The organism is Martinezella rhizogenes, from assembly GCF_000799715.1.
Lineage (GTDB): Bacteria > Pseudomonadota > Alphaproteobacteria > Rhizobiales > Rhizobiaceae > Rhizobium > Rhizobium rhizogenes_C.
In genome coordinates this window covers 91,878-105,578 of record NZ_JUHG01000018.1, presented here as the reverse complement: position 1 = coordinate 105,578, position 13,701 = coordinate 91,878, and the positions used below count along the sequence as shown (strand labels likewise).

Sequence of the window (13,701 nt, the reverse complement as noted above, 5' to 3'; positions counted from 1 at the left end):
ATCCGCAAGGTTTTCCCATGAAGTATAAGAATTTAGGCCGCACCGATATTTCCGTTTCGCAGATTTGCCTGGGTACGATGACCTGGGGCACGCAGAACAGCGAAGCCGAGGCGCACGGGCAGATGGATTATGCCCTGCAAAAGGGCGTCAATTTCTTCGACACCGCTGAGATGTATCCGACCACGCCCGTCAGCGCGGAGACTCAAGGCCGCACCGAAGAGTATATCGGCAGCTGGTTCGAAAAGACCGGCAAGCGCAAGGACGTCGTGCTTGCCACCAAGGTCGCCGGTTCTGGCCGCGACTATCTGCGCAACGGCCAGGGCGCGGATGCCGCCAATATCCGCGCGGCGATCGACGCTAGCCTGAAGCGGCTGAAGACCGACTATATCGATCTCTACCAGGTGCATTGGCCGAACCGCGGCCATTTCCACTTCCGCCAGAACTGGCGCTACAACCCCTTCACCCAGGACCGCGAAAAGGTGGTCGCCAACATCACCGATATCCTGGAGACGATGGGCGAGCTGGTGAAGGCCGGCAAGATCCGCGCCCTCGGTCTCTCCAACGAGACGACCTGGGGCATCCAGAAATATCTGACGATCGCCGAGCAGAAGAACCTGCCGCGCGTCGTCTCGACGCAGAACGAGTACAACCTGCTCTACCGGCACTTCGATCTTGATCTCGCCGAGCTGTCGCACCATGAAGATGTCGGCCTTCTGGCCTATTCGCCGCTCGCCGGCGGCATCCTCAGCGGCAAATATGTCGGCGGCGCGCGCCCGGCCGGCTCGCGCGGTTCGATCAACCACGATATTGGCGGCCGCCTGCAGCCGCTGCAGGAACCTGCCGTCAAGGCCTATCTCGAGATCGCCGCCAAGCACAATCTCGACCCGTCCAAGCTGGCACTCGCCTATTGCCTCACCAAGCCTTTCATGACCTCCGTCATCATCGGCGCAACCTCGATTGCCCAGCTCGAGACCGATATCGCCGCCGCCTATGTGACGCTGTCGGAAGATGTGTTGGCGGAGATCGAAAAGGTGCATCGGGTGTATCCGCTGCCGATGTAATCCCCAGCGAAAGACGCCTCGTCCGTTTTCGGGCGAGGCGCAACGATGGTTTTGTACGGTAGTCACCGGCCTGATTTTGTGTTGCGCACGCTATGAGAGCTACTCACATCACGATCGTCGCGCATAAGTATTGATCGATACGTAAAGTTACTTTAGTCTAATCTGACTTATACTCTCATCTGGATAGTCAGAATGTTCGATGTAAGAAAACTTACCTTTTCCAGCATGGCAGCTATTTTCGATAGATTTCACAGCAATAAGTCTATGCAGAAAACGATATTCAATGCCATTCGTCTGAACCGGCCCCAGATATCAGATATCATCTTAAATGAAGACATTAGATTTATTAGTTATTGCTTATCTAGGCGGAATTGGTCCAAAGCCCAGATCATGCAGGATTTGTGGGTGTGTTTCGAGCTATCGGAGAAGAGAGGCGGCTTTTTCGTAGAGTTCGGCGCAACAAACGGACTGAAGAATAGCAATACTTGGCTGCTCGAAAAAAAGCTGGGATGGAACGGTATTCTGGCGGAGCCCAATCCTATCTGGCACACGGATCTGGCGACCAACAGAACGGCCTCTATCGAGCACAAATGCGTCTCTTCGAAATCCAACGAGATTGTCACGTTTATCGCGACCGATGAATCCGATCCCGAACTGAGCGCGATTGCCGATTTTTCCAAGGGCGATCACTTCTCCGATGTTCGCAGCCAGGGAAAGCATATTCAGGTGGAAACGATCTCCCTGGATGATCTGCTGGAAAAATATCAGGCGCCGCCCATAGTGGACTATCTGTCGATCGACACAGAGGGCAGCGAGCTGGATATATTGTCCGCCTACAGCTTCGACCGCAAATTTGATCTCATATCGGTAGAGAACAATCCGACGACGGAAAAAGCGATACAAAGGCTGCTGGAGAGCAAGGGATACAAGAGAGTATTCGAGCAGTTCTCCCAATGGGACGGCTGGTATGTCTCCGACAGGCTTCGGGATGGTAAGACGATCGAGATAGCGGCTCCGTCATCTTGAAAACGTTGATGAACCTCAACGCATAAAACCACTTCTCGGCCTCTGACGGTTGAGCTTTTGTGCCATAGGCAGCTCGCTCGGTGACATTGATCACCCGATATAGGATAATTTCTGGCGCAAAATATGAATTTCTATAGCTTCTTCATCGGCAGCGGCCGACATATTCCAGATTTTCTATCTGAAAAATTCGTATAATATATTCTGAAAAGATATATTTTCTTGCGAATTACACCACACCAAAGAAAACATATCGATATCTATTATTATCAACCAGAGACATCACAAGTTTAAATCTTCTTTATATTCAAGCTGATATTGGACCAGAACACATCCTAAAAGAGAGGTTCTGGGAATGCGTCGCGTCCAACATGCAATCTGGGCAATCACCTTCAGCACGGCCACGGCTATCTCGTCCATGGCGTGGGCTGACGGCTTCGAAAACATCGTCGTCTCCTCAACCAAGGACGCCGAGACATCCGAAGACACCTTTGCCCCGGATACCGACAAGATATTCGTATCGGCGGACCTGACGGATGAGGTCAAGTCAGGCTCGAAGATCACCGTATCCTGGATTGCGGTCGATACCGCCGGCGCAGCTCCGCCGAATTACAAGATCGACGAAGTAAGCTTCGACGTTGGAGCAATTGAAAATCATGCCGATTCATCGATCACCAAACCGAACAATGGTTGGCCCATCGGCACTTACAACATCATATTCTCGGTCAATGGCGAGCCGATGCAAACCGTTGACTTCTCCATAGAAGAGTAAATCCCTCGTCCTGGCCAGCGCCTTTGCACCTGGCCAGGACGGCGAAATTGCAGTACCGCGGAAAAGGTCGAGCAGTTTTCAATTGGCAACGCTCGAGCACACAGCGCAATTTACCCTCGCCCCTTGCCTTTCCCGCAAAAATCCGTATAAGCCGCCCTGTTCGCAACCCGGTCTTCTGGCTGGTGGCTGAACGGAGGGCCGATTTTCTCTAGGGAAAATCGTCGGAACGGAAGCGTTCCAGCCTCCCGTGTCTCCGCTCTCGACCGTCTCGGAAACGCTTTTCTTGCTTGGGGTTATCCCTACTCAGGAGCAGTCGTTGAGGCTTAGCCGCTAGAGCCCGGGTTCAGATCAACGCAAGAAAGGCGAAGCTATCATGGCTCTTTATGAACATGTATTCCTTGCCCGACAGGATATTTCCGCACAGCAGGTCGATGCCCTCGTAGAACAGTACAAGGGTGTTATCGAAGCTAACGGCGGTAAGGTCGGGCGTATCGAAAACTGGGGCCTCAAGTCCCTTACCTATCGCATCAACAAGAACCGCAAGGCTCATTACGCCCTGATGGACATTGATGCACCGGCCGCTGCCGTCCAGGAAATGGAACGTCAGATGCGCATCAGCGAAGACGTCCTGCGTTACATGACGATCGCTGTTGAAAAGCACGAAGAAGGTCCGTCTGCCATGATGCAGAAGCGCGACCGTGACGACCGTCCGCGCCGCGATGGCGACCGTCCGGAGCGCGGCTTCGGCGATCGTGGTCCGCGCCCGGATCGTGGTGACCGCGAAGACCGTCCGCGCCGTCCGCGCGAAGACCGCGTATAAGGGGATTTTGAACAATGTCTGAAGTTTCCTCCGCACCGGTCCGCCGTCCGTTCCATCGCCGCCGCAAGACCTGCCCGTTCTCGGGCGCCAATGCGCCGCGCATAGACTACAAGGACGTCCGTCTCCTGCAGCGCTACATTTCCGAGCGTGGCAAGATCGTTCCGTCCCGCATCACGGCTGTTTCCCAGAAGAAGCAGCGCGAACTCGCCCAGGCGATCAAGCGCGCCCGTTTCCTCGGCCTGCTGCCTTACGTCCTCTCTTAATCAGAGACGACATTGCATGATTTGAGGGAAGGCATTCGTGCCTTCCCTTCTCCCTTCCGCGGTGGGCGTGGATCGGAACCTTGAAACCCCATGTTGGGGACGGCTTTTTAGAACCGCGGTTCGGAAGCATCCTCTAACTGCTCGATACGAAGCAGGACAGCGACGTGAAAAATTTGAACGCAAAAGTGCTTGGTATCGGCGCCCTCGCCGGTCTGACCGCCGCCCTACTCGTGTATGGCGCGACGGTACAGCCGTTGCTGTTCATCCTGTTCGGCGCGCTCTCCGCCCTCCCCATTCTCATTGTCGGCCTCGGCTGGGGCAACATTGCCGTCATCGTCGCCGTTATTACGGCTGGCATTGCCGGCGCTGTTGGCCAATCGCCATCCTTCGGGCTCTTCGCCGTGCTTTTGGCACTGGTGCCGGCCTGGCTCAGTCATCTAGCCAATCTCGCACGCCCGGCTTCTGAACTCGGCGGGCCCGAGCATCTGACGGCCTGGTATCCGCTCTCGGACATCATGCTACATCTCTGCGGCCTCGCGGCGGTTGTCATCGTCATCGCTGGCGCGGTCATGGGCTATAGCGCCGATCTCGTCGGCCAGGTGGTCGATGTCTATACTGCCGCCATGAACCAGCAGCAGCCGGAGCTTCAGCTCAATCCTGACGTGATCGCGAAGACGAAGTCGCTGATGCTCTACGCCATTCCCCTCGTCTGGGGCATGATCTGGGTCATGATGCTGCTTGCCGCCTATTATATGGCCATCCGCATCGTCGCGACCTCCGGCCGCAACCTGCGCCCGCGCGAGGACATTCCCTCCGCGTTGCGCATGAACCGCAACGCGATCTTCGTCTTTCTCGCGGCGGTCGTCGCCATGTTCTTCGGCGGCATCCCGGCCTTGATCGGCGCCGCCGTGCTCGGTGCCTTCGGCGCCGGTTTCATCGCTTCCGGCTTCGCGTCGCTGCATTACCACACGCGTGGCAAGGACTGGCGCATACCCGTGCTGATCCTCGCCTACCTGACATCGGTGATGCTGACAGTGCCGCTCTTCATCATCCTCGTTCTCGGGCTCTACGATACGCGCAAGGCGATCGCGCTGACCCCGAACAAGAATGCCGAAATACCCAAACAACCAGACACGAAAATCTGACATCTGAAAGGAACACTACAATGGACGTCATTCTCCTGGAGCGTATCTCCAAGCTCGGCCAGATGGGCGAAGTGGTCAAGGTTCGCGACGGCTTTGCCCGTAACTACCTGCTGCCGCTCGGCAAGGCCCTGCGCGCCAATGCCGCCAACAAGACCCGTTTCGAAGCTGAGCGCGCAACGCTCGAAGCCCGTAACCTCGAGCGCAAGAGCGAAGCACAGAAGGTTGCCGACGTTCTCGGCGGCAAGTCCTTCATCGTCGTTCGCTCGGCTGGCGAAACCGGCCAGCTCTACGGTTCGGTCGCTGCCCGTGACGTGGTTGAAATCCTCGCCGCTGAAGGCTTCAGCATCGGCCGTAGCCAGGTTCACATGAACACGCCGATCAAGGCCATTGGCCTGCACGACGTTGCCATCGGGCTTCACGCCGAAGTCGAAATCACCGTCGAGCTCAACGTTGCCCGCTCCGCTGAAGAAGCCGAACGTCAGACCAAGGGCGAAACCCTCACCTCTGCTGACGCCATCTACGGCGTCGACGAAGACGCTCTGCGTCCGGAAGACTTCTTCGATCCGGAAGCCGACGGCAACGCCGAAGACGACGACGCATAATTTCCAGCCCATTGCTGGATATGCGAAAGCCCGGATCTCGCGATCCGGGCTTTTTTTTAATTATGCGATCATCGAGATCACGGCTAAACTCATATTCTTGTGCCGATATACGCCCTCAGCGCCTCCGCCTCATCGGTCTGAATGGCGGAAACGCCGGCATCGATCAAACGTCCCCAGATCGCGTCCGGATGCTTGAGCGCCGCAGTATCGGTGAACCCGGCGCAAGAGACCGAGTCAAGGGTGTTCGCCCAGAGCGCAATACCTGCCTCATTGAACCGGTTCTTGAGCTCGGCAACTTGCTGCAATCGGGCGAACGTAACCTCGCATACAAACGGCTTCAGCTTGAATACGAGCTCGAGCTGGTTTTCAGCATCCGGCTCCTCCAGGCGGGTCTTGGCTATGAAAGGGACCCGGTGCGGCACCACTTCTTTGTAAACCCATTTCAGGTCTTCGGCCGTCTTAACGGTCGACCAGAAATCGACCTGCTGATCCACGCCCGCCGCGCGGGCATAAGCGATCACATCAGGGATGATTTCCTTTTGCTTGATATCGAGATGGATAAAAATGCGGTCCCGCGTGAGGTCGAAGACTTGCCTCAAGCTCGGCAGCTTTTCATCCGTTAGCGGGCTGGTCTCCCCGCCATCGCGATTGCGCAGGTTCAAGCTGGACAATTGTTGCAACGTCAGCGCCTCGGGCTCCCGATCAAGGCCGGCCATCCGTTCGAGCGTATCGTCGTGTAGCAGGAAAAATTCGCCGTCGCTGCTGCGCCGCACATCGATTTCCACAACGTCATAGCCGTCTGTTATGGCGCGCTCGATTGCCAGAAGGCTATTTTCCGGGGCCGCACGCCAATCACCACGATGGACGGTGATCGCACAGGATCGATCGGTGTCAGCGATGTAATCGACGTAGGAATGCCTATTCGAAGCCACGAACCTGTTCTCCTTCAATTCCCGGAGGCATAGGGAGCTGCCCAACCGTCAGGCCCCGCCTGGTAAGCCTCTTCAATCACACCATTGCTGATTTGAAATGACAGGAGATTCGAAGGAGTGTCGAAAGGGTCTAGTCGTCGTTGACGCCCACTTCCGGCTGAGACGTCTTGTCGATCGAGACGACAACCGACATGCCCGGCGCCAAATCGTCCGCGAGCGGCTGATCCTTATCGATCTTGATCCTGACACCGATGCGCTGCGCGACCTTGGTGAAATTGCCGGTCGCGTTGTCAGGCTTGATGACGGCGAATTCCGAGCCCGCCGCCGGCGAGAAGCGCTGGATATGGCCCTTGATCTTGCGGTGGCCGAGTGCGTCGACGGAAATCGTTGCCGGCTGATCGATCTTCATGCCGTCGAGTTGGGTTTCCTTGAAATTGGCAATCACCCAGATATCCCTGGGTACAAGACCCATGAGCTGCGTTCCAGCGGTCACATATTGGCCAAGGCGCACGCCGACTTCCCCTACCCGGCCGTCCTGCGGCGCGACAATGGTCGCGTTCTGAAGATCGATATTGGCGAGCTGCACGGCTGCTTCCGCGCCGCTGACGCCAGCCTCCAGCGAGGCGCGGTTAACGATGATCGTCGTCAGGTTCTGCTGCGATACGTCAAGGGCGGCCTTCGCCTGGTTCACGGCGGCCTGCGCCTGTTGCAGCGTCGCCTGCGCCTGCTCGGAATCGCTGGTGGTGGACACGCCCTTGGCAACCAGCGTCGTTACACGCTCCCAGGAGAGCTGCGCGCGCTTCAGCGCGGCATTGGCGCTGTCGATTTGCGCCTGACTGGAGGCGATGCCGGCCTTGGCGGCCTGCTCCTGCTGCTGCGAATTGGCAAGCGCCGCCTTCTGGCCGTCCAGCGTCGCGCGCGCCTGTGCCACCTTCTGCTGATAGATGCGGTCGTCGATCTTGGTCAGCACTTCGCCCTGCTTGACGAGCTTGTAGTCCTTGATCGGCACCTCGGTGATATAGCCGCTGACCTGCGGACTGATGGTGGTGACATAACCTTTGACATAAGCATCGTCGGTCGTCTCGACGGAGCTTTTGAAGGGCGGCAGGTGCCAGGCATAAAGCACCAGCATGATGCCGCCGACACCGGCGAGAACAGCAATGACTTCGATGGGGGAGCGAACGAGCCTCGACATGGAGCTATTTCATATCCTCAGGAGTTGGATGCCACGGTCTGCGGCCGATCGTCGGCAAGCCGTGCCTTGATGAAGCGATAGAATACATGCAGCGAAAGTCCGGCGAGCGATACGACGGCGATTACGCCGGCAACCAGGAAAGCATCGGCATAGGCGAGCGTGTTGGCCTCGCGGCTGACCTGTGCGCCAAGCAGCGCCAATCCCTCGCCTTTCAACAGCGCGCTGTCGCCGATCACCTTGCCGTAGGACGATGAAAGCTGACTGACACGCTGGGCGACATGCGGGTCGGTCAACAACACGCGCTCGGTCAGCACGGCAGAATGGAATTTTTCGCGGATAACGATCAACGTTCCATAGAAGGCCGAGGCGATCAGGCCGCCGATGCTCTGCGTGAAGGTGAAGACCACGAAGAAGGTCACCAGATAAGGCGGACCTTTCGAAAAGGCGGCCTTGAAGCCCTCGGACATGGAAGGCGGCAGGAAAAGAGCCGCGCCCGCCGCCACCAGCGCCTGGCTGAGATACATCTGCTCGGGCCGTGTCAGTGTCGTGACCTGCGCATCCATGAAGGCGCCCGCCGCCATCATGACAAGCCCTGCAAACTGGATCTGCCAGCTCAACCCATAGCGCATCAGCACCGTGCAGACGAGGCCGCCGACAATCGAAAAAACCAGGATGATCCAGTAGAGCATCGAGAGCTGATCATAGAGCAGGCCGACGGCGTTCTGGTAGAACGTCATGATGATCGCACTTTGCTCGCCGAAGATGATGCGAAACAGCAGAAGAATGGCGGTCAGATGCAGGATTGCTGGACTGAGCAGCCAGCGGACGTCGATCAGCGGCGTCGCCCGGCGCAGTTCGATGACGGCCGCGAGCGTCAGGCTGGCGATGCTGAGCGCCAGCAGCACACCGAGCCAGGGTACTTCCAGCCACCAGTAGAGCCGCCCGACCGAGAGAACGACGGCCAGGCAGCCGAAACCGATGGCGATCAATAGATAGCTGATGATATCCCCGAAGACGATGACCTTCACGCGCGGCGGCGGCGTCAGCGGCAGCAGATAGATAATCGGCATCACCAACAGCGCCAATGCCATCTCCAGCGTATAAAGCCCACGCCATTCGCCGTAGTCGAGAAGCGACGGTGAGACGAGGCGCGTGATGGGCGCGGCCAGCAGCGTATTCATCATCGCCAGGCTGACGCCGATCGTCATCTTCCTGGCCGGCTCGAAGGCCTCGAGCATATAGAGGAAGCCGAGCGTCGAGAGCGGTGCCGCGGCAATGCCGCTCAGGAAGCGGACGACGATGGCCGATTGCAGGTCGGAGACGAAGAGATTGAGAAGCGAGGCGACGACGAAGCCGATAATGCTGACCTCGGCGAAATTACGCACGCCATACTGCATGCGGATCTTCACCAGCGCGATGGCGAGACTGACGTTCGGAGCCATATAGGCGGCCGACAGCCATGCCGATTCGGTGGTGGTGGCGGCGATCGTGCCCTGGATCTGCGTGAGGTTGGCCAGAGCGAGATTGAGACCGAGGCCCTGCGTCAGGAAGAACATCACAGACGCTGCGATGTAGAGCGGGACCTTCCAGCTGGGCATGGGCGATGGAGCGACTATGTTGGCGTTCGCATTCGCGACCTGGCCCGGCTCACCGCTCATACGTTACCTCATGACTTGCCCACATGCTGCAAATTCGCGGTCATGGCGCGGATGACCTTGAGTGCCATGCCGATATCCTCCTCCGGAATTCCCTGCAGGATATCCGCGCGCACGCCGGAGGCAAGAGCCTCGACTTCGGCGGCGACGACTTTTCCGGATTCCGTCATGAAAATCTGCTTGGCGCGCCGATCCGACGGCACCGCGCGGCGCTCGATGAAAGTCTGCGCTTCCATGGCGTCGAGAATGCGCACCAGCGTCGGGGTCTCAAGCTCCAACTCGTCGGCAAGTTCCCGCTGGTTGATGCCGTCGCGCCGGGAAAGCTTATGGAAAACACGCGCTCTCGCCAGCGTCATGCCATGCTCGCGCACCAGACTGTCGAACGCCGCTCTCAGCTTCCGATTGAAGGCGGAAAGCTCGTCGAAGATTTCTCGGCGCTGTGGATGACCCGGCATATAGCTACTTTACATGATTAAAAACCTACCCTATTTCAAGGAAATAGCTGGATTTTTTCATTTTTACAAGGGCGACCGCCAGTTTACCGATGTATGCTGGCGTGGGCTGAGTTAAAATCATCGTCAGACATTCTGCATAAGTGATTCGCGTGTCGGCAACTCCATTGCAAGCCAGCGACAAAGACTTTTTTACTGCGGAGAGTTTGTCCCTGTGGATGAGTGGAACAACGTGAATAGCGCGAACGAATTCGTCTCGCGCGTCACACTGTGGCTCTTCTGCAATTGACCGTGACACCGGAACGTCGCAAACCATTCGGCACACCAAGAGACGAAGAGACGGAAAATGAACGAAGCTGCGCGCAACATTGCCGCCATTGCTCCCGCCGAAGCGCATTACCGCGAAGCGCCGAACAATATCGAGGCGGAGCAGGCCCTGCTCGGCGCCATCCTCGTCAACAATGACGCCTATTACCGCGTCTCCGACTTCCTGAAGCCCATCCATCTCTATGAGCCGCTACATCGGAAGATCTACGAAGTGGCGGGCGATATCATCCGCATGGGCAAGACCGCCAATCCGGTGACGATCAAGACCTTCCTGCCGGCCGACGACAAGGTCGGCGATATGACCGTGGCGCAATATCTCGCCCGTCTCGCCACCGAAGCCGTCTCGATCATCAATGCCGAGGACTACGGCCGCGCCATCTACGACCTTGCGCTGCGCCGGGCGTTGATCACCATCGGCGAAGATGTGGTCAACATCGCCTATGACGCGCCTCTCGACATGCCGCCGCAGAGCCAGATCGAGGATACCGAACGCCGGCTGTTCGAACTTGCCGAGAATGGCCGCTACGATGGCGGCTTCCAGGCCTTCAACGATGCCGTGGCGCTGGCGATCGACATGGCGGCCGTCGCCAAGGAACGCGATGGAGGCCTATCGGGCATTTCCACCGGCATTCACTCGCTCGACAGCAAGATGGGCGGCCTGCAGCGCTCTGACTTGATCGTCCTCGCCGGCCGTCCCGGCATGGGCAAGACCTCGCTGGCCACCAACATCGCCTATAACATCGCCGCCGCCTTCGAAGGCGAAGTGCAGCCGGACGGCTCCACCAAGGCGAAGAACGGCGGCGTCGTCGGCTTCTATTCGCTGGAAATGTCGTCCGAACAGCTCGCCACCCGTATCATCTCCGAGCAGACGGAAGTCTCTTCGTCAAAGATCCGCCGCGGCGACATCAACGATGCGGATTTCGAAAAACTGGTTGCCTGCTCGATGATGATGCAGAAGGTGCCGCTTTTCATCGACCAGACCGGTGGCATCTCCATCGCCCAGCTGTCTGCGCGCGCGCGGCGCCTGAAGCGACAGCGCGGTCTTGACGTTCTCGTGGTCGACTACGTTCAGCTGATGACCGGCTCGGGGAAATCGAACGAAAATCGCGTCCAGGAAATCACCCAGATCACCACCGGCCTGAAAGCGCTCGGCAAGGAACTGAACGTTCCGATCGTGGCACTTTCCCAGCTTTCGCGCGCGGTCGAAAGCCGCGACGACAAGCGGCCACAGCTGTCCGACCTTCGCGAATCCGGCTCGATCGAGCAGGACGCCGACGTGGTGCTGTTCGTGTTCCGCGAGGAATATTACGTCAAGAACTCCGAACCGCGCGATCCGGCCGATCCGAAATACGCCGAATGGGAAGCCCTGTTCGAAAAGGTAAAGGGCACGGCCGACGTCATTATCGCCAAGCAGCGCCACGGTCCCACAGGCACGGTGAAGCTCGCCTTCCAGGCGGAATTCACACGCTTCGCCGACCTCGCCGACCCATCTTTCTCCCCCTATGAAGAGCATTGAGGAAGGGCGCCCACGGCACATATGTGCGGAGCAGCACTTTTTCTTTGCATTGATGATCCCTATTCTGGCCGGAGCAATATTCCCCTCCGGCCATTTTTCGTTCAGGCGGTTTCATGACAGATAGTTTCGACGACAACGACGCTTTTGCCGCTGCCGGCCTGCGACTGACAGTCGATCTCGACGCCCTTGTCGAGAACTGGCGCGATATGGAGCGCCGCTCCGGACGCGCCCGGACCTCTGCCGTCGTCAAGGCGGATGCCTATGGGCTGGGGATCGAGGATGTCGGCGAGGCGCTCTATCTGGCCGGCGCCCGCGATTTCTTCGTAGCGACCGCCGACGAGGGCGCGACCTTGCGGCTCTACGCTCCAGATGCACGCATCTTCGTACTCTCAGGCATCTGGCCTGGCATGGAGCGGCTCTTCTTCGAAAACGACCTCGTTCCGGTCATTGCCTCGGAAGAGCAGCTCACCTTCTGGATGTCGGTGCTGTCGGAATACGGTGACTATCCTTGCGCACTGCAGGTCGACACCGGCTTCAATCGGCTCGGCCTACCGATGGAGGACGCACTGGCGCTGGCCGATGACGTCTCCCGTCCGGCAAGCTTTGCGCCGGTGCTGGTGATGAGCCATCTCGCCTGTGGCGACGATCCGACCAATCCGATGAACCGGCAGCAGCTGGAATCCTTCCGCAAGGTGAGCGCTGCCTTCGAAGGCATCGAGGCCAGCCTCGCCAATTCCGCCGGCATCTTTCTCGGCCCGGACTATCATTTCGACCTCACCCGTCCGGGCATCGCCACCTATGGCGGCGAAGCGGTTCCCGGCATCGCCAATCCGATGCGGCCCGTCGCGACCGCCGAAGCCCGGATCATCCAGACCCGCTTCGTGAAATCAGGTGAAACCGTGAGCTATGGGCGGGCGTTGCAGTTGACACGCGATAGCCGGCTCGCGATCGTTTCCGCTGGTTATGCCGACGGCTATATGCGCAGCCAGTCGAGCGGCGGCGTGCCGCTGCGCCAGACCGGTCTGCCTGGCGGCCATGGCTTCATCGCCGGCCACAAGGTTCCCGTTGCCGGCCGCGTCACCATGGACCTCACCATCTTCGACATCACCGATCTGCCGGACAATCTTGTTCGCGCCGGCGACTATGTCGAGCTCTTCGGCAGTCATATTCTGGTCGATGACGCGGCCCGCTCAGCCGGCACGATCGGCTACGAAATGCTGACGAGCCTGGGGCTCCGGTACGAGCGGCGGTATATCTCGGAAGAGGTTGAGGAATAGCCGACCTCAGCGCGTGCTGGTCGCCAGGCGGACGCCCAATGCCACCAACAGCGCGCCAAGCCCGCGATCCAGCCACAGGCCGACGCTTCGATTGCGCCGCAGCGCCTCGGTAAGACGGCCGCCGAGGAGGATAAGCGGTGGCTCAATGAAGGCGGCAACCACGATGATGAGACTGCCGTGCAGCAGGAGTTGTGCCCAGACCGGGCCGGCGCCTTCGACGACGAACTGCGGCAGGAAGGCGAGAAAGAAGATCGCCACTTTCGGGTTGAGCAATGATACGAGAATACCTTGCCGATAGATTCGGCTCCACGGCAGTGTCTTGCCGGTCTCCTTGATCCAGGCGCCCTCGCCTTTCGAGCGCAGCGCCTGTATGCCGAGCCAGATCAGATAGGCGGCACCGACCCATTTTATCGTTGAAAAGGCGATCGCGGAGGCGGCCAGAATTGCCGACAGGCCCGCGGCCGCCATCAGCACATGCACGCATGCGCCGCTCCATATGCCAAACAGCGCAGCAAAACCGGAGCGTATGCCGCTTCTGACCGTATGGCCAAGAATAAAGGCGATGTCCGGTCCGGGTGACAAATTCAGCAGTGTCGCGGCGGACAGAAATGCGATCCAGTGTGCAAGCGAATAGTCGAACATCGGTCATCATCCATCAAAA

General features: G+C 58.5%; 14 protein-coding genes. 9 read left to right on the top strand and 5 right to left on the bottom strand.

Going from position 1 to position 13,701, the window contains the following annotated elements:
• The first annotated feature begins 17 nt into the window (after nt 1–17).
• The 7 genes from EX00_RS26720 to rplI all read left to right on the top strand — a co-directional run bounded on the left by EX00_RS26720 (nt 18) and on the right by rplI (nt 5,686).
• Nucleotides 18–1,061 (top strand): aldo/keto reductase, encoded by a 1,044-nt coding sequence (locus tag EX00_RS26720; protein WP_047464725.1) that lies wholly within the window; start codon nt 18–20, stop codon nt 1,059–1,061.
• Nucleotides 1,062–1,253: 192 nt separating this feature from the next.
• Nucleotides 1,254–2,087, top strand: coding sequence for an FkbM family methyltransferase (locus EX00_RS26715; protein ID WP_047464724.1), 834 nt, complete (start codon nt 1,254–1,256; stop codon nt 2,085–2,087).
• 352 nt (nt 2,088–2,439) lie between these two features.
• Entirely contained in the window at nt 2,440–2,856 is a 417-nt protein-coding gene (locus EX00_RS26710) for a hypothetical protein (RefSeq protein WP_047464723.1), read from the top strand.
• Nucleotides 2,857–3,229: 373 nt separating this feature from the next.
• Entirely contained in the window at nt 3,230–3,676 is a 447-nt protein-coding gene (gene rpsF, locus EX00_RS31310) for a 30S ribosomal protein S6 (protein ID WP_080761335.1), read from the top strand.
• A 14-nt stretch (nt 3,677–3,690) separates the two neighbouring features.
• Nucleotides 3,691–3,939, top strand: coding sequence for a 30S ribosomal protein S18 (rpsR, locus tag EX00_RS26700; protein WP_047464718.1), 249 nt, complete (start codon nt 3,691–3,693; stop codon nt 3,937–3,939).
• Between the two features lie 164 nt (nt 3,940–4,103).
• Nucleotides 4,104–5,084, top strand: a complete 981-nt coding sequence (locus tag EX00_RS26695; protein ID WP_047464717.1) for a DUF2232 domain-containing protein — start codon at nt 4,104–4,106, stop codon at nt 5,082–5,084.
• A gap of 20 nt (nt 5,085–5,104) precedes the next feature.
• On the top strand, nt 5,105–5,686 hold the full coding sequence (rplI, locus tag EX00_RS26690; protein ID WP_047464716.1) for a 50S ribosomal protein L9: 582 nt from the start codon (nt 5,105–5,107) through the stop codon (nt 5,684–5,686).
• An 89-nt stretch (nt 5,687–5,775) separates the two neighbouring features.
• Here the strand turns inward: rplI and EX00_RS26685 are convergent, their stop codons facing one another.
• The 4 genes from EX00_RS26685 to EX00_RS26670 form a co-directional block, all read right to left on the bottom strand.
• Complete coding sequence (locus EX00_RS26685; RefSeq protein WP_047464715.1) at nt 5,776–6,618, bottom strand: glycerophosphodiester phosphodiesterase family protein; 843 nt, start codon at nt 6,616–6,618, stop codon at nt 5,776–5,778.
• Nucleotides 6,619–6,748: 130 nt separating this feature from the next.
• Nucleotides 6,749–7,813, bottom strand: coding sequence for an HlyD family secretion protein (locus EX00_RS26680; protein WP_047464714.1), 1,065 nt, complete (start codon nt 7,811–7,813; stop codon nt 6,749–6,751).
• A gap of 17 nt (nt 7,814–7,830) precedes the next feature.
• Nucleotides 7,831–9,471 carry an MFS transporter gene (locus EX00_RS26675; RefSeq protein ID WP_047464713.1) on the bottom strand — a complete coding sequence of 547 codons (1,641 nt, stop codon included), beginning with the start codon at nt 9,469–9,471 and terminating at the stop codon, nt 7,831–7,833.
• Nucleotides 9,472–9,479: 8 nt separating this feature from the next.
• Nucleotides 9,480–9,923: a MarR family winged helix-turn-helix transcriptional regulator gene (locus EX00_RS26670; RefSeq protein WP_047464712.1), complete on the bottom strand. Its 444-nt coding sequence runs from the start codon at nt 9,921–9,923 to the stop codon at nt 9,480–9,482.
• Between the two features lie 343 nt (nt 9,924–10,266).
• Between EX00_RS26670 and EX00_RS26665 the strand changes: the two genes are divergently transcribed.
• Together EX00_RS26665 and alr are read left to right on the top strand one after the other, a co-directional pair.
• Complete coding sequence (locus EX00_RS26665) at nt 10,267–11,763, top strand: replicative DNA helicase (protein WP_047464711.1); 1,497 nt, start codon at nt 10,267–10,269, stop codon at nt 11,761–11,763.
• A gap of 113 nt (nt 11,764–11,876) precedes the next feature.
• The gene (alr, locus tag EX00_RS26660) at nt 11,877–13,040 is read left to right on the top strand and encodes an alanine racemase (protein WP_047464710.1); all 1,164 of its coding nucleotides are present in this window, start codon (nt 11,877–11,879) and stop codon (nt 13,038–13,040) included.
• A 6-nt stretch (nt 13,041–13,046) separates the two neighbouring features.
• On the opposite strand, the gene EX00_RS26655 is transcribed toward alr, so the two are convergent.
• Nucleotides 13,047–13,682: a LysE family translocator gene (locus tag EX00_RS26655; RefSeq protein WP_047464709.1), complete on the bottom strand. Its 636-nt coding sequence runs from the start codon at nt 13,680–13,682 to the stop codon at nt 13,047–13,049.
• Nucleotides 13,683–13,701: the final 19 nt, after the last annotated feature.